The 18,330-nt window shown below is 65.8% G+C and carries 12 protein-coding genes; 6 read left to right on the top strand and 6 right to left on the bottom strand.

Features of this window, described 5'->3' with window-relative positions:
* Positions 1-40: 40 nt before the first annotated feature.
* The 3 genes from E0504_RS11450 to E0504_RS11440 all read right to left on the bottom strand — a co-directional run bounded on the left by E0504_RS11450 (position 41) and on the right by E0504_RS11440 (position 3,069).
* The gene (locus E0504_RS11450) at positions 41-913 is read right to left on the bottom strand and encodes a crotonase/enoyl-CoA hydratase family protein (protein WP_131624156.1); all 873 of its coding nucleotides are present in this window, start codon (positions 911-913) and stop codon (positions 41-43) included.
* Between the two features lie 176 nt (positions 914-1,089).
* A complete protein-coding gene (locus E0504_RS11445) occupies positions 1,090-1,872 on the bottom strand; it encodes an SDR family NAD(P)-dependent oxidoreductase (RefSeq protein ID WP_131624154.1) in 783 nt (260 codons plus the stop codon).
* Between the two features lie 24 nt (positions 1,873-1,896).
* On the bottom strand, positions 1,897-3,069 hold the full coding sequence (locus E0504_RS11440) for an acetyl-CoA C-acetyltransferase (protein ID WP_131624152.1): 1,173 nt from the start codon (positions 3,067-3,069) through the stop codon (positions 1,897-1,899).
* A 129-nt stretch (positions 3,070-3,198) separates the two neighbouring features.
* Here E0504_RS11440 and E0504_RS11435 point away from each other — a divergent pair, with 129 nt between their 5' ends.
* The 3 genes from E0504_RS11435 to E0504_RS11425 are packed head-to-tail and all read left to right on the top strand — an operon-like array spanning position 3,199 to position 6,538.
* On the top strand, positions 3,199-3,939 hold the full coding sequence (locus E0504_RS11435; protein WP_131624150.1) for a 2OG-Fe(II) oxygenase family protein: 741 nt from the start codon (positions 3,199-3,201) through the stop codon (positions 3,937-3,939).
* The gene (locus E0504_RS11430) at positions 3,936-5,627 is read left to right on the top strand and encodes a putative 2OG-Fe(II) oxygenase (RefSeq protein WP_131624148.1); all 1,692 of its coding nucleotides are present in this window, start codon (positions 3,936-3,938) and stop codon (positions 5,625-5,627) included. The genes E0504_RS11435 and E0504_RS11430 overlap by 4 nt, the downstream gene beginning before the upstream one ends.
* Complete coding sequence (locus tag E0504_RS11425) at positions 5,624-6,538, top strand: class I SAM-dependent methyltransferase (protein ID WP_165938487.1); 915 nt, start codon at positions 5,624-5,626, stop codon at positions 6,536-6,538. The genes E0504_RS11430 and E0504_RS11425 overlap by 4 nt, the downstream gene beginning before the upstream one ends.
* Positions 6,539-6,647: 109 nt before the next feature.
* Here E0504_RS11425 and E0504_RS11420 read toward each other — a convergent pair whose 3' ends face one another.
* On the bottom strand, positions 6,648-9,650 hold the full coding sequence (locus E0504_RS11420; RefSeq protein WP_207912477.1) for a TonB-dependent receptor domain-containing protein: 3,003 nt from the start codon (positions 9,648-9,650) through the stop codon (positions 6,648-6,650).
* Between the two features lie 200 nt (positions 9,651-9,850).
* Here E0504_RS11420 and E0504_RS11415 point away from each other — a divergent pair, with 200 nt between their 5' ends.
* Both E0504_RS11415 and E0504_RS11410 read left to right on the top strand, forming a co-directional pair.
* Positions 9,851-10,381 carry a hypothetical protein gene (locus E0504_RS11415; protein ID WP_131624142.1) on the top strand — a complete coding sequence of 177 codons (531 nt, stop codon included), beginning with the start codon at positions 9,851-9,853 and terminating at the stop codon, positions 10,379-10,381.
* 228 nt (positions 10,382-10,609) lie between these two features.
* Complete coding sequence (locus tag E0504_RS11410; protein WP_207912476.1) at positions 10,610-13,741, top strand: TonB-dependent receptor domain-containing protein; 3,132 nt, start codon at positions 10,610-10,612, stop codon at positions 13,739-13,741.
* Between the two features lie 103 nt (positions 13,742-13,844).
* On the opposite strand, the gene clpB is transcribed toward E0504_RS11410, so the two are convergent.
* Entirely contained in the window at positions 13,845-16,421 is a 2,577-nt protein-coding gene (clpB, locus tag E0504_RS11405) for an ATP-dependent chaperone ClpB (RefSeq protein ID WP_131624140.1), read from the bottom strand.
* Between the two features lie 174 nt (positions 16,422-16,595).
* On the opposite strand from clpB, the gene E0504_RS11400 reads away from it, so the two are divergent.
* Positions 16,596-17,585, top strand: a complete 990-nt coding sequence (locus E0504_RS11400; RefSeq protein WP_131624139.1) for a hypothetical protein — start codon at positions 16,596-16,598, stop codon at positions 17,583-17,585.
* Positions 17,586-17,595: 10 nt separating this feature from the next.
* On the opposite strand, the gene E0504_RS11395 is transcribed toward E0504_RS11400, so the two are convergent.
* On the bottom strand, positions 17,596-18,321 hold the full coding sequence (locus E0504_RS11395; RefSeq protein ID WP_131624137.1) for a 2OG-Fe(II) oxygenase family protein: 726 nt from the start codon (positions 18,319-18,321) through the stop codon (positions 17,596-17,598).
* Positions 18,322-18,330 lie beyond the last annotated feature (9 nt).

The following is an 18,330-nucleotide window of genomic DNA, read 5'->3' as shown; positions in this document are numbered from 1 at the left end:
GCTCCGGTTTCTACGGCAACCATCGCGGCAAGCAAGCGCGTCACGCGTATCCGGGCTGCTCCCACCAGGGATAGAAGTCCGGCATGTCGCCGCTGACCGTGTCCGGATAGTTCGGCGCGCGCTTTTCGAGGAAACTGTCGATCCCCTCGCGCGCATCGGCGCTGCGGCTGAGGCGATAGATCGCGCGGCTGTCGATCCGGTGCGCCATCATCGGGTGTTCGGTGGCGGGCAGGCGCCACAGCATCGCACGGGTCATCGCCACCGACACGGCCGAAGTGTTGTCGGCGATCTCGCCCACCAGGGCGAGCGCGGCGTCCATCAGTTCGCCCTGGGCGTGAACCGATCGCACCAGCCCTTTCGCCAGTGCTTCCTGCGCATCGAACAGCCGGCCGGTCATGCACCATTCGAGCGCGGTGGGCGTTCCGACGATCCGCGGCAGGAACCAGCTGGAGGCCGCTTCGGGCACGATCCCGCGCCGCGCGAAGACGAAGCCATAGCGCGCGTTGTCGGACGCAAGGCGGATGTCCATCGGCAGCTGCATCGTGATGCCCACGCCCACCGCCACGCCGTTGCAGGCGGAGATCAGCGGTTTCTTGCTGTCGAACAGGCGCAGCGTCAGCCGCCCGCCACCGTCGCGCACGCGCTCGTCCGACAGGTCCTCCACCGGCTGCGGATCGGAGAACACATGGCCCCCACCCTCCGGCGTCAGGTCCGCGCCGGCGCAGAACGCTCGTTCCCCGCTCCCGGTGAACACCACTGCGCGGACCCGGTCGTCGGCGTCGGCTTCGTCCATTGCGGCGATGATCTCGTCCATCATCGTGCGGGTGAAGGCGTTCATCTTTTCCGGGCGGTTCAGCGTGATGATCGCCGCGGGCCCTTGCACTTCATACGTGATCTGCGTGGCGTTGGTCATGCGCGGGCCTCTCTCTGGCTGGTGAAAGTGTCACACGTGTCACACTGTTCAGGACAAGAAAAACCGGCGCCTCCCATCTCGCGGGTCAATGCGAGGAGGAGGCGCCGGCAAATGGTCATCGGTGCGGGTCTAGCGCGACCGGGGTCATGTAGGAAAGCGCCGCAGCGCCATCCCGATCAACGCGGGGCCATGCGGATCCCGCCGTCGAGGCGGACATCCTCGCCGTTGAAGTAACCGCACTCGATCATGGTCATGGCCAGCATCGCGTACTCTTCCGCGTTGCCGAGACGCTTGGGGAACGGCACGCTGGCGGCCAGCGCGTCCTTCACCTGCTGCGGCGCCGCGTTCATCAGCGGCGTGTTGAAGATGCCCGGCAGGATGGTGTTCACGCGGATGCCTTCGCTCATCAGGTCGCGGGCGATGGGGAGCGTCATGCCGACCACCCCGCCCTTCGACGCCGAATAGGCCGCCTGGCCGATCTGGCCGTCCTCGGCCGCGACCGACGCGGTGTTGACGATCGCGCCGCGCTCGCCGTCTTCCTGCGGTTCAAGCGTCAGCATCCCGGCGGCCGACTTGGCGATGCAGCGGAACGTGCCGACGAGGTTGATCTGGATGATCCAGTTGAACGCATCGAGCGGGAAATGCTTGATGCTGCCATCGGTCTTGGACCGGCTGGCGGTCTTGATCGCGTTGCCGGTGCCCGCGCAGTTGACCAGGATCCGTTCCTGCCCGTGCGCGGCGCGCGCCTTCTCGAACCCTGCATCCACCGAAGCGTCGTCGGTCACGTTCACTTCGCAGAACACGCCGCCGATCTCGCGCGCGACTTCCTCGCCCTTCTCCGCCTGCAGGTCGAAGATCGCGACCTTCGCGCCTTTGGCCGCGAGCGCGCGCGCGGTGGCCGCGCCAAGGCCGGATGCGCCGCCGGTCACGACGGCGGCGGTGTTGCTATCGACTATCATGGAACTCTCCCGATTGAATGAAACTCAGACCGCTTCGATGATGGTCACGTTGGCGACGCCGCCGCCTTCGCACATCGTCTGCAGGCCGTACTTCTTGCCGCGCGCCTGAAGCGCGTTGAGCAGGGTCGCCATCAGCTTGGTACCGCTGGCGCCGAGCGGGTGGCCGAGCGCGATCGCGCCGCCGTTGACGTTCAGCTTGTCCGGATCAGCACCGGTGTGCTTGAGCCACGCGAGCGGGACCGATGCGAACGCCTCGTTCACCTCGTAGAGGTCGATGTCACCGATCGTCAGCCCGGCGCGCTTCAGCGCCTTGTCGGTCGCGAACAGCGGCTCTTCCAGCATGATCACCGGATCGCCGGCGGTCACGGTCAGCGTGTGGATGCGCGCGCGGGGCGTGAGGCCGAGTTCCTTCAGCGCGGCCTCGGATACGATCAGCGCCGCGCTCGATCCATCACAGATCTGGCTGGACGTCGCCGCGGTCAGCTTGCCGCCTTCCTTGAGCAGCTTCACCCCGGCGATGCTTTCGGGCGTCGCGTCAAAGCGGATGCCTTCATCGGTCGTGTGCTGCGCCTCTCCGTCGGGCGTCTGGATGGTGATCGGCACGATCTCGCGCTGGAACGCGCCGCTTTCCGTCGCGGCGATTGCCTTGCGGTGGCTTTCGTAAGCGAAGCGGTCGAGGTCTTCCTTGGAAAAACCGTATTTGTCGGCGATCATCTCGGCCCCGGCGAACTGCGACCACATGATGCCGGGGAACTTCGCCTCGAGGCCGGGCGACTTGTAGTGCCCCATCCCTTCCTTCATGTGGAAGGTCGCGCTGGTGCCCATGGGCACCCGGCTCATGCTTTCGATGCCGGCCGCGATCACCGCGTCCTGCGTCCCGCTCATCACCGCTTGTGCTGCGAATTGAATCGCCTGCTGGGACGATCCGCACTGGCGGTCGATCGTCACCGCAGGTGTCGATTGCGGCAACAGTTTGGACGCGAGCACGGCGTGGCGGCCGACCTGCATCGACTGCTCGCCCGCCTGCGTTACGCAGCCCATGACGACATCGTCCACGCGCGAGGGGTCGATCCCCGTGCGGCTGACCAGCGCATCAAGCGAAGCGGCGGCGAGGTCCACGGGGTGAACGCCGGCGAGCTTGCCGCCGCGGCGACCGCCGGCGGTGCGCACGGCATCGACGATGTAGGCAGTGGTCATGTTGATCTCCGTATCGATTGGCAACCGACCTATGGGAAGTTTCGCGCAGGTCAAGCCTCGACCCGGTCGCTTGCCAAGCATCCTGCCCAGCGCCAAAAGACCAGCCTTGGACCAACCTGTGATCCCGCAATGAAAAAGCTGTTCCAGATCAATCCCGCGCTTGATCGAGCGGATTGCGCGCGGCGCTTCGCGGAGCGCGGCCGGGTGCAGGTGCGCGACGTCCTGACGCCGGAAACGGCGGAAGAAGTGGCCGGCATCCTGCGCCGCGGAACCCGGTGGGGACTGGCGACGCGGGGCGGCGATGGCGAGGCGACGCCGCCTGTCAGCCTGCGTGCGCACGAACTCGCCGCGCCGGGCGGCGGGGAGCGCGCGAACGCAGCGGCGCTCGCCGCGCACGCCGCCTCGGCGCGCGGCGACTATGGCTTCCGCTTTGCGCACTATCCGATGGTCGATGCGCTGCAGAACCGGTGGGAACCGGACGGCCCCCACGAACTGCTGCTGGAATACCTCAACGCTCCCGACTTCCTGCAGCTGGCGCGCGATGTGACGGGCATCGACAGCCTGGTGAAGGCGGATGGGCAAGCGACGCTGTACGCGCCCAATCATTACCTCGGCCGCCATATCGACAGCCACGTCGCGGAAGGCTGGCGGATCGCCTACGTCCTCAATTTCGCACCGCAGGACTGGCATCCCGACTGGGGCGGCTACCTGTTGTTTCTCGACGATGAAGGCGACGTGGTCGAGGGGTTTCGCCCCCGGTTCAACGCGCTTAACCTGTTTGCCGTCCCGCAGAGCCATCTGGTCAGCTATGTTCCGCCGTTCGCGCCGCTCGGGCGGCTGGCAATCACCGGCTGGCTGCGCGACCGGTGACCGGCTTGGCAGACGAAGCGCGCCGACAGGCGGGCGCTGCCGCCGCCGCCGGCGATCCCTTGCAAGCCTTCCGGTTGCTCGAAGCCGCCGCCCGCCAGCGAGGCTCCGACGCGCCGCTGTGGAACAGCGCGGGCAACGCCGCGATGCGCGCAGGGCAGGTGGAAGATGCCGCCGCCGCGTTCGGCAGCGCGGTCGACGCCGATCCGGCATCGCTCGAATACGCGATCAACCATGCCATCGCGCTGGGCCGGTGCGGACGCGACCAGGCCGCGATCGACGCGTTGGTGCACCATGCCGCCGCCGGCGCGCGCGATGCGCGGTATTGTTCCGTCAGGGCGGCGCGCGCGCTCGCGCTTGGCCAGCGGGCGGAAGCCGCGCGCTGGTATGATGCGGCGCTGGCGGCGGAGCCGGGCCACGCCCGCGCCACCCTGGGACGCGCCCGGGTGGCGCTGGAGCGAGCGGAGCCGGATGCGGTCGAGCAATTCGAGCGGGCGATCGCGGCGCAACCCGGCGACCGCGAACGGTGGCTCGGCAAGGCGCAGGCGCTCGAAGCGGATGGTCGGTTTGCCGAGGCGGCCGAGGTCGCCGCTGCCCTGACGGCCCAGATGCCGGGGTGGATCGAATCCTTGCGGTTCGAAGCGGCTCTGCTGCTGAAAGCCGGCGATCCCGACTGCACCCGTCCCTTCGCCGCGGCCGAAGCGGCCCTGCCCCGAGACCCCGCAATCGCGGCTGCGCATGTCGAGGCGCTGGGCGCGCTCGACCGCTTTGGCGCCGCCGCAGATCGGGCCGCGGCTGCGCGCACGCGGTTCCCGGCGATCCCCGAACTCGCCATGCTGGAAGCCCAGCACGCCGGCGCGGCCGGTGATAACGCGCGCGCGGAGCTGATCTGGCGCGGGCTGCCGCTGCGGAGCACCAACCGTGACTTGCTGGAAGCGCGCCACCGGCTGCGGGTGGGGCAGCCCGATGCAGCCGTCCGACTGCTCGACCGGGTGCGCGAAGCCGACGATGCGAATGTCACCGCCTGGGCTCTGCATGGGGTCGCGTGGCGCCTGCTGGACGATCCGCGCGCCGGGTGGCTTCACGAGCAGCCCGGTCTGGTCGCCATGCTCCCGCTTCATGGCTGGACCGAATTGCGCGAGGAAGTCACCGCGCTGCTCCATCAATTGCACGACGCGGCCGCTCCGCCGCTCGGCCAGTCGCTCCGTGGCGGCACCCAGACCCGAGGAGGGTTGTTCGACCGCCTTGACCCGCCGTTCGCTCGGCTGGCCGATGCCATCGATGCGACGCTGGAGGACTATCGCGCCCAGCTGCCCGCCGCCGATGCGGCCCACCCGCTGCTCCGTCACCGGGACGCCCCCTGGCGCATCGCCGGATCCTGGTCCGTGCGGCTGGCGGGCGGCGGGGACCACCACACCGCGCATATCCATCCTCTGGGCATCCTCTCTTCGGCGCTGTACGTCGAATTTCCGCCACCTACGCTGGACGAAGATCCGGAAGCCGGCTGGCTCGAAGTCGGGCGCCCCGCAGCGGACCTGCGCCTCGATCTGCCGCCCTTGCACGTGATCCGCCCCGTTCCTGGCCATCTAGCGCTGTTCCCCAGCACGCTGTTTCACGGCACACGGCCATTCTCCGGCGGAATACGGATGACCGTGGCGTTCGATGTCCACACTGCTGGGGCGTCCGCTTGACGACCGGGACGCACTCCGCCGCGTGGAACGCGTTCTGGCGCGGCAGTGCAGCGCCTGCCGGCAAGCCCGGCTGCCTGCCGGCAGGCGGCGGCCTGGCTGAGGTTCTGTCGAGCGTTTGGCGGCAATTCGCGCAATCATTGCCAGCACGCGCCCGCGTGCTCGACATCGGCACCGGGGATGGCCGGGTGATGGGCTGGATGCTGGCGGAGCGCTCCGACCTGCAGCTGGAAGGCATCGATCTCGCGCCGGAGCTTCCCCCGCCGCCCGCCGACACCCGGTCGCGCGGAGGGGTGGCGATGGAGCAGCTGCCGGCTGCCGCCGGCGCCTTCGATGCGATCGTCGGGCAGTTCGCGTTCGAGTATGGCGATCTGGCAGCGGCCGCGGCGGAATTCGCCCGCGTCCTCACCGGCGACGGCGTGATCGGCCTGGTGACTCACCACCGCGACGGTCCGATCTACGCGCAGAATGTGCGACGGCGGCAGGGGATCGAGTGGGCGCTATTCGAGGCCAAGCTTCCCTCGATGGCGCGCCGGGCGCTCGATCGATGCGCGCCCGGACAGCTTTATCCGCCTGCCCCCATTCGCGATGCGCCGCAGCGCGGTGCCGAACTGTTCGGTGCCCGATCGGCGGCGTGGGAGATCGCGGAGGCCATTCGGCTGACACTCGCGCGCGGACAAGCCGGTCCCGCGAACGAGGTCGCAGCGGCGATCCGGGAGATCGAAGAAAGAGCCATGGGCGAGATCGGACGGTTGAACGCGCTGGAAGCCGCGTGTGCGCAGATCGCAGACGACACCGCCTTGTCGGTTGCACTGAACGCGGCCGGGCTTCGACAGCGGGAGCGCCACCCGCTCAACGACGGCCGCGGCACGTCGGCGTTCGCCGATTTCAGGCTGATCGGTCGCCTGGACTAGCCTTCCCATTTCCGGCTGGTCCCACGGTACGCATCGTATCGAATAGGACACGAAAAGGGGGCGGCACCATCGCTGGTGCCGCCCCCTTTTCGTTTAAGCGTCGGTTCGATCAGAACTTCAGGTTGACCGAAACGAAGTAGTCGCGGCCCAGCACGTCGTAGACACCCGGGTAGGTATTCCCCTGCTCCTGGTTGTCGCCGATCAGCTGCGGCTGCTTGTCGAACAGGTTGTTCACACCCATCGACAGGCTGAACTGCTCGGTGATGTCGAAGCCCAGCGACAAGTCGATGAGGTTGTACGACTTGAGACGCTCAACCACGTAGTCCGTCGAGACGTCGTCGTCGCGCACCGAACCCAGGTGACGCCAGCGCAGGCTGGTGGTCAGCGGGCCATCGATCCAGCTCAGGCGGCTCGACCACTTGTACTTGGGCTGCGGATTACCGCAGACCAGCTGGCCGAAGCGACCGGCGCACTGCGTGAAGTCGTCCAGATCCTGCACCGCGTAGAACTTGAAGTCCTTGGTGTAGGTGCCGAGGAAGAAGAAGTTCACCTTCGACTCTTCACCGAACATCCCGAACGACAGCGGCATGCTGTAATCGACCTGCAAATCGACGCCCTGGGTTTCGACCTTGGCGACGTTGGCGTTACCGATCAGCGGCAGGAAGTCGCCGTCGCCGATCTGGCCGTTGGCCGGGTTACGTCCGCCGTTGGCGATCGCCTGGCAGTAGACGCTGTTGATGTCCTGGATCACGTTATAGCAGAGGTCCAGGGTACCGTTCAGGCCACCACCGAGGGTCGAGATGTAGTTGTCGACCGTGATGTTGAAGTAGTCGACCGAGATGTTCAGGCGCGGAATGAACGACGGACGGATGACCACACCGGCGGTGTAGGTGTCCGAAGTTTCTTCCTCGAGGTCCGGGTTGCCGCCGAACAGGCCCTGGATCTGCGACGCGGGCTGCAGGCCTGCATTGCCGACTAGGCCAGCGGGTACGCCGGTCGCCTGGCAGAGCGCGTTGATGGTGGCGTTGGTCGCTGCCGAAGCAAGCGAGCAGGGATCGGTCGCGCCCGGGAAGCCATTCGACTGGCCGCCGAACAGCTCGCCCACGTTCGGAGCACGAACCGCGCGCTGGTACTGAGCACGGAAGGTGATGTCCGGAACCGGAGCGAACTCGATGCCGCCAGCGTACGTCCAGGTGCCACCCACCGCTTCGAGCGAGTAGTCGGAGTAACGGGCAGCGCCGTTCAGGTCGAGACGGTAGAAGAACGGCTTGTCAGCGATCAGCGGAACGCGGATTTCGCCGAACACTTCCTTCACGTTGTAGCTGCCCGCGGTGGGGTCGCCGGCGTTGAAGCCGACCACGTCACCCGAAGACAGCGCCGTGTCGGGAATGAACTGCGCGGCGACCTTGCGGTATTCGGTACCGATCGCGAGACCGATGTCCTCTGCACCCCAGCCGAAGTTGCCGAGGGTCCCCGCGAGCGAGGCCGAAGCGACCTGCAGCGTGGAGATTTCACCGTTCTGAGCGAGGATCGAGATCGAATCCACATCCGCCTGGTCGAGCGTGCCCGCGCCGAAGACGTTGATCGTGCCGTTCTCGACCGCGCGGCGGTATGCCGAGCTCGAGATGTTGCCGGCCTGGATGTTGGCGTTCCGGGTACGGGCGTAGCTGTAATACGCTTCGTAGGTCCAGTCAGCGAACGCGCCGCCACGAACACCGGCGAGCACGCGGAACGCGTTACGCTCGTCGAGCGTGTTGCGCGACCCGGTTTCCAAGATACGGCGGCTGATGCTCAGCTGCACGATGCCGGGCAGACGGGCGTCGAGGCCACCGGTGGCCGCAGGGCCGAACAGCGGCGCAAGGCCAGCAGCGGCGCGCGCGGCGTTGATCGCGGTCTCGTTGGCGTCGATCTGCTGCAGCTGTGCGAAGTCGGCCGCCGACAGATACGCCTGCGAGTTAGCGAGGTTGACGTTGAAGGTGCCGCCGACCGGGGTCGCGGCCAGTTCGTTGGCCACCCGGTTGTTGACGAAGGTCGCTTCGACGAACGCGGTCATGTTGTCCGTGATGTCGTAGTGGCCGTAGCCGCCGATCGAGTAACGCTCTTGCGGAACCTGCAGGTAGTTAGCCGGGGCGTAGTTGTAGAGATCGCCCGGGAAGTCGAACACGTCCGACACGCCCGGCGAGCCGAAGTTCGCGCCGAAATCGCTCGCATAAGCGCCCACGCCGCGCGTGAGCGTCGGTGCGGTCAGCGGACCGGCGCCATCGGGATCGACGCCCACGACCGAGGTCGGAGCAACCGAAATGCGGCCCTGTGGAGTGGTCGGCGATCCGGCCGGCGACAGCACGGTACCATCGTCACCCAGTGCGAAGCGCGAGAACTCGCGCGCGCCCTGGAAAACCGACTTGCGGCGGAAATATTCGGCATAGGCGGTCACGTTGCCGCGTCCGTCGCCCGTGTTGGCACCGATTGCCACGAAACCCTGGTAGCGCGCACCATCACCGCGATCGGTGATGCTGTACTGGCCGCCAGCTTCGATGCCGCTGAGGTCCTGCTTCAGGCGGAAGTTGACGACGCCTGCGAGCGCGTCCGAACCGTAAACGGCCGAAGCACCGCCGGTCACCACGTCGACGCTGTCGAGCAGGAACTGCGGAATGGTGTTGAGGTCGACGATCTGCTGCGGATCGAACGATACATAGCGGCGGCCGTTGACCAGCACGAGGGTGCGGGCGGTGCCGATGCCACGAAGGTTAAGGGTGGCAACGCCGCCGCCCGGGTTGTTCGAGAACGACGTAGCGCCTGGAACGACCTGCGGCAGGGTGTTGATCACCTGCTCGACGTTGACCGAACCCGACAGCTTGAACTCTTCGTCCTGCACGGTGGCAAGCGGGCTGGTCGAGGTAAGGTCGCGGCGCTGAATGCGCGAACCGGTGACGACGATCGCTTCTCCGCCGGTGCCGGCGTCGGCGTCGATGTCGGTGCCGACCGGGTTTTCCTGCGGCTGGCTGTCCGACTGCGCGTAGGCCGGGCTGACGACTGCGAGCGACGCCATGATCGTACCGACCATGAGCACCGCCTTGTTCTGACGATTGGACATATTCATCCCCTTTTTCACGCGGGTCCTAGAGCCGCGGTATCTCGTTCGGCATTACACCGACCCGGGGCCTGTAGTGGGCCAAACCAACCTTTCGCAATCCACTCGGTGCTTCTGCCGCGCGTAATGAAGCGGACTGTGGCAATCGCGTGACAGTTGGCGAGGCGCGAAAAACTGTGTCATTCTTGCGCATCACACCAACACCCGGGATATACCGCTCCATGCGCCTCTCCACTGTCGCCGCGCTTCGCGCCGCCCTTGTGCTGTCTGCCGCGGTCGCGGGGACCGGCGTTGCGGCGCAAGCATCGACCCAGGATCACTTCGCCGCCCTTCGCTCCTGTCAGATCCAGACCGATCCGGCGGCGCGTCTGGCGTGCTACGACACCGCCGCCAAGGACATCGTCAGCGCGGCGGACGCCGGCGCCTTGAGAGTGGTCGACAAGGAAGAGATCCAGCGCACCCGCCGCGGCCTGTTCGGATTCTCGCTGCCCGATCTGGGGCTGTTCGGGGGCGGCAGCGACGCACCCGACATGGACATGCTGGAAACCACCATCACCAGCGTCCGCTACACCGGCGGCGATTCCTTCGTGTTCCGCACCAAGGAAGGCGCGACCTGGCAGGTCACCAACGTTCCGTCGCGGCTGCGGGAAGCCCGTACCGGGGACGCGGTGGTCTTCAAGCGCGCGGCAATGGCCAGCTATTTCATCCGCATCGACGGGCAAATGGGCGTCAAGGGCAAGCGGATCGACTAGCCGGGACCCGGCGGAGCGATCTCAACCACCCCTGCCAACTCAAGTGTTGCAACCGCGCAACAACAATTGCCCGAGTGCAACCTAGCTGTAGCTTTCCGGTTGCGGCACCGCGACGTGGGGGTCATTCGGCCAGATCGCAAACGTCCGCCCGTGTGGCGGATCAGTGCGCGTCGCATCTAATCGTGTCGCCGGCGGGTCGCGTCGGCAAATTCTGGGGACGACTAAACCATGATCAAGTTCACCGCGCTCAGCGGCAAGAGCGGAATGTTGGCAGGCGCCGGCATCGCTGCTCTCTCGCTGGCTGCTTTTGCCACCCCTGCCTATGCGCAGAGCACGACCGCGACCGAGGCACCCGATTGCCCCGACGAGAACACCGATGGCGTGTGCGATCCGATCGAGACGCTGAGCAGCGCCGATGGCAGCTCGTCCGCTGAAACGAGCGGCGCGATCGTCGTCACCGGTTCGCGCATTCGCCGCGACGAGTTCTCGACCATCGAGCCGATCACCGTCGTCACCGCCGAAGAAATCACCCAGGGTGGTTTCAACAGCGCGGCCGACGCTCTGCAGAGCAGCGAAGTGACCGCCGGTGCTGGACAGATCAACAACTACTACAGCGGCTTCGTCGTTGACGGCGGCACCGGCGCCAACACGCTCGGTCTGCGCAACCTCGGCCCGGCGCGTACGCTGATCCTGCTGAACGGTCGCCGCCTGGCGCCCGCCGGTACACGCGGCGCGGTTCTCTCGGCAGATCTTAACGTCCTGCCGACCGCAATCGTGGAACGGATTGAAATCCTGAAGGCCGGCGCTTCGTCTGTTTACGGTTCGGACGCGATCGCAGGCGTAGTGAATATCATTACCGACCAGAAGCTGCGCGGCGTCACCATGGAAGCTCAGGTCAACGTTCCCGAAGTGGGCGCCGGCGTCGATCGCCGCGTTGCAACTACCTTCGGCTTCGGCACCGACCGTCTCGACATCATCGGCTCCCTCGAATGGCGCAAGCGCGACGGCCTGCGCCTGAACGACGTGGACTTCACCTCGTGCCCCATCCCGGGCTACCTGGACGGTGAAGGAAGCGAATTCGGATCCGGCGATCCCTATCCGATCGGCGATCCCCGCAACTGCTTCACCATCGACAATGGCGGCGTAACGATCAACACGATTGGCACCGGCAACCGCAGCGGCATCGGTCGCGCCAGCGGTGCGCTCGGCACGTTCAACCGCTTTGTCCCGGCTCCCGGACTGGGCGGCGGCACGACTCCGGGTTACCTCGGTGTCGGCCTCTATAATCGCGACAGCTTCGATCCGGAGAGCCAGCAGGAATACCTGATCAGCCCGGTGGAAACCTACACCGGATATCTGTCGGGCACCTACGAACTTGGCACGCTCGGCAATGCTGAACTGTACGGTGAAGTCCTCGCGACCCGTCGTAAGTCGGAAGCTCCGCTCTACCGCCAGCTTTCCCTCGACTACCCGGTGGCCATGATCACCGACGAGAACGGAGACCCAGTCGCTTTCGATACAACCCGTCGCAACCCGCTGGTGCCTTCGTTCCTTTGGAACTCGCTCGTAGCGTATCCTAACGAAACGACAGGCGGGGACTTCCTCGGCGTGCGAGCGTTCGTCGGTTACGGTTTGACCAATTCCAGCCAGGAGGTCGACTACGTGCGCGCTGGCGGCGGTATTCGCGGTGACTTCTTTCTGCCCAACTGGCGTTACGATCTTTACGTGGGCAAGTCGTGGACGGACGGCGAATATCACATCGAATCGTTCCTGACCGATCGTCTATCAAACTCGTTCCAGGTTGTTCAGAATGCCGACGGGTCATTCAGCTGTGCCAGCCTTGCCACGAACCCTAACTGCGTCGCGGCCCCGCCACTCAACGCAGACACCGTAGGCGGCAACCTGCCGCAGGCCTTCCGCGATTACATCCTCGCGGATACGGTCGGCATCAACAAGTTCCGGGAAACGACGGCGATCTTCACGGTCGACGGTCCGCTTTTTGCACTGCCGGGTGGCGACGTGCAGTTGGCTTTGGGTGCGGAATACCGCAAGCAAAGCATCGACGACACGCCGGACATAAACGCGCAGCAGGGTAACCTGTACGGCCTGACAACCTCTGACCCCACCCGGGGCACGGACAGCGTTAAGGAAGTCTTTGCGGAATTGTTCCTGCCGCTGCTTTCTGATCGTCCGTTCTTCGAAAACCTCAACCTGACGGCGTCGGCTCGCTACACGGACTACAAGTCCTACGGCAGCGACACGACCTACAAGATCGCCGGCGAGTGGGAGGTCTTCCGGGGCTTCGGCTTCCGAGGAAGCTACGGCACGTCCTATCGTGCTCCGGCACTCGCTGAGCAGTTCCTCGGCGCAACCAGCGGCTTCCTGGGTGCCGGTGGCGACCCGTGCGACAGCGATAACTTCCCAGACGATCCGTCCGATTACTCGCCAAACGACACGCTCACGGCACAGAACTGCGCCGCGATCGGGATCGACGTCACGACCTTCATCCAGACGAGCAGCATCACGACTTTTAGCCTTGGTGGTGCTTCGTTCGGGCTCGAGGCCGAAACTTCGAAGAACTGGTCGGTCGGTGCAGTCTTTCAGCCCCCCCTGTCTGCGTCGGTTGGTAGCCTCAGCTTGGCGCTTGATTACTTTGACATCCGGGTCGACAACGGCGTTTCACAGCTCGGTGCGGGGAACATCCTCAGCCGTTGCTACGGCGACGTTGCCTTTGATCCGGCCGAAGGATTCTGCCGCCTCGTCGAGCGTGATGCGAGCAACATCCTGACCGTCAACAACGGGTACGTGAACCTGTCGACCGACATCGTGAAGGGCTATGAATTCAATGGCCGCTTCGCGACGGACCTGCTGTTCGGTAACCGCCTGGTACTCAATGCCAACGTCACGAAGTACACCGAGCAGTCGACTCGTCTGTTCGAAGACGAGTTCCTGACCGACGCGAACGGCACTTATGTCACTCCTGATTGGGTTGGCACGTTCGACGCGACCTACAACATCGACAACGTGACTCTGCGTTACGGCGTTTCGTGGATCGACGGCAGCTCGGGCACGTATGACTACTTCGCGTACGATGAGACGACAGGTACGGTGGACGAGGACCTCGCTCAGGCGTATCGCGACTCGTACATCCTTGAGGTGCCGGACTACTTCCTGCACACCGCGTCGGTGCAGTTCGACGTAACGGACAAGTTCGAATTCACCGTTGGTGTTCGCAACCTGTTCGACAAGAAGCCGCCGCGAATTTCGGCAGCGGTGAACACGCTCGGAAATGCGCCGCTGTACTCGGGCTTCGATTACACAGGTCGTCAGTTTTTCGCGAACGCAACTGTCGGCTTCTGATCAGGCAACCGTTAGGCAGAAAAGAGGCCCCCGGGAAACCGGGGGCCTCTTTTTATCGAGCTATCGCGCCATGCCGGGAGAGACCCAACTTCGGCTGAGCTATCTAGACCGTCATCGCTAGGCCGCCGTCGCCCTCACCAATGGCGACCGAGCTGCCGTCAGGCACTTCGCCCGCGAGTATCTTCTCCGCCAGTGGATCCTGCAGGTACCGCTGCACCGCGCGCTTCAACGGCCGCGCACCATACACCGGGTCATACCCCACCCGCCCCAGCCACCGCTTGGCCGCGTCGGTCAGATCGAGCGTGATCTTGCGATCCTTGAGGAGCTTCTGAACGCGCGCCACCTGGATTTCGACAATTGGCGCCATGTGTTCCTGGCCCAGCCGGTGGAACAGGACGATCTCGTCCAGCCGGTTGAGGAACTCGGGACGGAAGTGCGCCCGCACGACGTCCATCACCTGCGGCTCGACGCTTTCGACGCCCTGTCCCTCCTCGATCTGAGTGAGGTACTGGCTGCCGAGGTTCGAGGTAAGAATGATCAGCGTGTTCGAAAAATCAACCACCCGGCCCTGCCCATCGGTCAGCCGGCCGTCGTCGAGCACCTGCAGCAGGATGTTGAAGACATCGGAGTGCGCCTTCTCCACCTCGTCGAACAGCACCACCTGATATGGCCGCCGGCGGACCGCCTCGGTCAGCACCCCGCCCTCTTCATATCCAACGTAGCCTGGAGGTGCACCGATCAGGCGGGCGACCGCGTGCTTCTCCATGAACTCCGACATGTCGATGCGGACCATCGCGCTGTCGTCGTCGAACAGGAACCCGGCGAGCGCCTTCGTCAGTTCGGTCTTGCCGACGCCTGTGGGGCCGAGAAACAGGAAGCTCCCCAACGGCCGCCCCGGATCCTGCAGCCCCGCGCGCGCGCGGCGCACGGCCTTGGACACGGCCTGCACCGCCTGTTCCTGACCGATCACGCGTTGCCCGATGACCGATTCCATCGCCAGCAGCTTTTCGCGCTCGCCCTCCAGCATCTTGTCGACGGGCACGCCGGTCCAGCGGCTGACCACCCCGGCGATGTCGTCGGCGGTGACCTCCTCGCGCAGCAGGGCGTTGCTCGCCTGCCCTTCCGCATCGGCCAGCTGCTTCTCCAGCTGGGGGATGCGGCCATACGACAGCTCTCCCGCCTTCGCGAGATCGCCTTCACGCTGCGCCTGCTCCAGTTCGATCCGGGCCGCGTCGAGCGCTTCCTTGATCTTGCCCTCAGCTGCGATCTTGTCGCGCTCATTCTGCCAGCGGGTGGTCAGCTCGCTCGATTGCTGCTCCAGGTTGCCGAGCTCCTCGCGCAGCGCGGCGAGGCGGTCCTTGGAAGCCTGGTCGTTCTCCCGCCCCAGCGCCATTTCCTCGATCTTGAGCTGGATGATGCGCCGGTCGAGCGTCTCGATCTCTTCCGGCTTGCTCTCCACTTCCATCCGGATACGGCTGGCGGCTTCGTCCATCAGGTCGATCGCCTTGTCGGGCAGGAAACGGTCGGAGATGTAGCGGTTGGACAGCGTCGCGGCAGCCACGATCGCCCCATCGGTGATGCGGACCCCGTGGTGCAATTCGTACCGGTCCTTCAGCCCGCGCAGGATGCTGATCGTGTCCTCGACCGTGGGTTCACCGACGAACACCGGCTGGAACCGGCGCTGGAGAGCGGCGTCCTTTTCGACGTACTTCTGATACTCGTCGAGCGTGGTCGCGCCGATGCAATGCAGCTCGCCGCGCGCAAGCGCGGGCTTGAGCAGGTTGCCGGCATCCATCGCGCCTTCGGATTTGCCCGCTCCGATCAGGGTGTGCATTTCATCGATGAACAGGATGATGTCGCCCTCGGCCCCTTTCACTTCGTCGAGGACGGCTTTCAGCCGCTCCTCGAATTCCCCGCGATATTTGGCCCCAGCGATCAGGCTGCCCATGTCGAGCGCCATCAGCTTCCGGTCTTTCAGGCTGTCGGGAACGTCCCCGTTGGCGATCCGCAGCGCGAGACCCTCAGCGATGGCCGTCTTGCCGACGCCCGGCTCGCCGATCAGCACCGGGTTGTTCTTGGTCCGGCGGGCGAGGATCTGCACCGTGCGGCGGATTTCCTCGTCGCGCCCGATCACGGGATCAAGCTTGCCGGACTTGGCCACTTCGGTGAGGTTGCGCGCGTATTTGCTGAGCGCATCATAGCTTTCCTCCGCGCTGGAGGAATGTGCCTGCCGGCCGCCGCGCAAGTCGGTGATGGCGGTTTCCACCGACTGCGCGGTCACCCCCGCCGCCTTGAGCGCCTGGCCGGCAGCGGTCGTGCTGGCCAGGACCAGCGCCAGCAGCATGCGCTCAACCGTCACATAGCTGTCGCCGCTTTTGCTGGCCAGCTGCTCCGCCTGGTCGAGCACGCGCACCGCATCGTTGTCGAGACCAGGCGTCGCCTGCGCGCCGCCGCCCGAGACGGCGGCGATCTTACCGAGCGCCGCGTCGATCCCCTGCACCGCCGCCGCCGGATTGCCGCCCGCCCGCGTGATCAGGCCCGCGGCCATGCCTTCGCTATCCTCCAGCAAGGCCTTGGCGAGATGCTCGGGCGTGATCCGCTGGTGGCTCATGCGGATGGCAACGGTCTGCGCGCTCTGGATGAAGCCCTTCGCGCGGTCGGTGAACTGTTCCATATTCATCGTCAGATTCCCTCGTCCTTCGACGCTTAGGTGGTGTTGCCAATTTGCAACTCAAGACCGCCCCGGATAAAGATGTCGGGCTTTGCGCGCCGGTGCAAGCAAGGCGGCGAAACGCTCCGGATGAACGGTCCAGACGTGCTGGATCGCGACCGGTCTGCCCGCTAGTGCGAATTGATGACAACCAGCGCCGCGGCTGAACGAGAGATCGCTTTCCTGCATCGGCTCGACGGCGTTCGCGGCGAAGCCGTGATGGTGGGCACCACCGCTGAACGCATGCGGCAGGCGAGCTTTCTCGATGGCCGCGAGAGGTTCTGGTCGTCCGAAACGCTGCAGCCGTTGCACCTGCGTCACCGCAGCAAGCAAGCAGCGTCACGGTTCATCTTCCACGTCGGTTTTTGCGGTTCAACCCTGCTGGCGCGCCTCCTCGACGACGGGAATTGCACTCTCGCGTTGAAGGAGCCGCAGTGCCTGGCGGACATCGCCAGCCAGCGCGAGGCGCTTCGCAGCGGCTCGGCAGCGGCACCGCTCCCGGCGGCCATCGACCACGCGCTAGATTGGCTGGGTGCCTGTGCCTGGGAAGGCGGGGTCGTGGTGGTGAAACCCACGAATTGGGTGAACCTGATCGTGGCTGACCTGTGCGCGCCCGACCGCCCCGTGCGCGCCGTGTTCGTGTCGATGGAGCGGCGCGCCTATCTGGGGGCGATCTTTCGCGGGGGACGCGCGCGGATCGAATTCTGCATGCGGCTCGCGGGCGAAGTCGCGTCGCTCAGTGCGAGTTTTCATGACCTGCTGGCATCCGCCATCCGCAGCATCGCCGATCCGCTCGATCAGGCGGCCCGGGCGTGCGCCGTGCTCCACGCGCAACAGGAAGCATTGTTCGACAGTGCGATCACGGCCAACCGGTGGCCGGCAGACGTTAAGGTCAGCTTTGCAGATTTGCTGAGCGACCGTGAAGCGGTCCTCGCCAGAGTGTCGCGCGTACTGGACCTTCCACCGCGCCATCGCGACGCGGCCGTCCCTGCGATCCCGCATCACGCCAAGGACCCGTCCGCCGGCTTCGCGCCCGAGGAGCGCGCGGTCGAGGACGCGGCAATCGAGGCGCACCACGGCGCCCGGTTCGACGCCGCGCTCGAATGGCTGGAGCGCGCGGGCGGGTCGCTTTAGCGGTTAGGCGCTAGCCCGCCGCGGAACGTCGGAGCCATCCGGTGACCGAGTAGCGGCGATACGCAGCCGCGCGCGTCACTTCCGACACGCTGTGCTGTTGGCCGACGCGGAACAGGTTGAGCTGATTGAACCCGGGCGCGATGAAGGTCCCCCTGGTTCCCTCCGCCTCATGGAACATCAGCAGTCCGCCCCATTCGATTCTCCAGGTGGGGGTCAGCCCGAACACATAAGCAGCGACGCGGTGCTTGCCCTCGACCGCGTCGTCGTGTCCGGTGAGGAAGTCTCCGGGTGAATACGCGGTGCCCTGGGCGTCGGCGAAGGCGATGTCGGGCTCTCCGGTCACGGTGCGGAGGAAGTCGCGCGTGTTGCCTGCCGAAAGCCATGCGGCCAGGCCGGCAAGCGGATCGTCGCTGGCGGCGCGATCCCGCTCCGCATCGGGCACGCGAATGGCTTCGTAACGCGCCTGGAAACCGGTGCGCGCGCCGGCGTAGACCGCTTGATCGAGCGCGTCCTGCTGCTCCCGGGTCAGGCCTGCACGGGTGGCGCGATCCAGTTCGACCAACTTTTCGCCGATGATGATGACCTGCCGCCAGTCGTCGCGCGCGCGCAACTGGCGGTGCAGCGCCAGCGCTTGATCCGGCTGGATCAGACCGTCGATCGTCACCCTGCCGTCCCGCGCGAAGCGGGCGGCCAGTTCGTCTGCGTCATGGCGGGGATCAAGCTCGAACGAGGACATGGCGCGTGG

It is taken from the genome of Parafrankia sp. BMG5.11, assembly GCF_004337455.1.
Note: the sequence above shows the minus strand (reverse complement) of the source record. Positions and strands in the feature narration are given on the sequence as shown.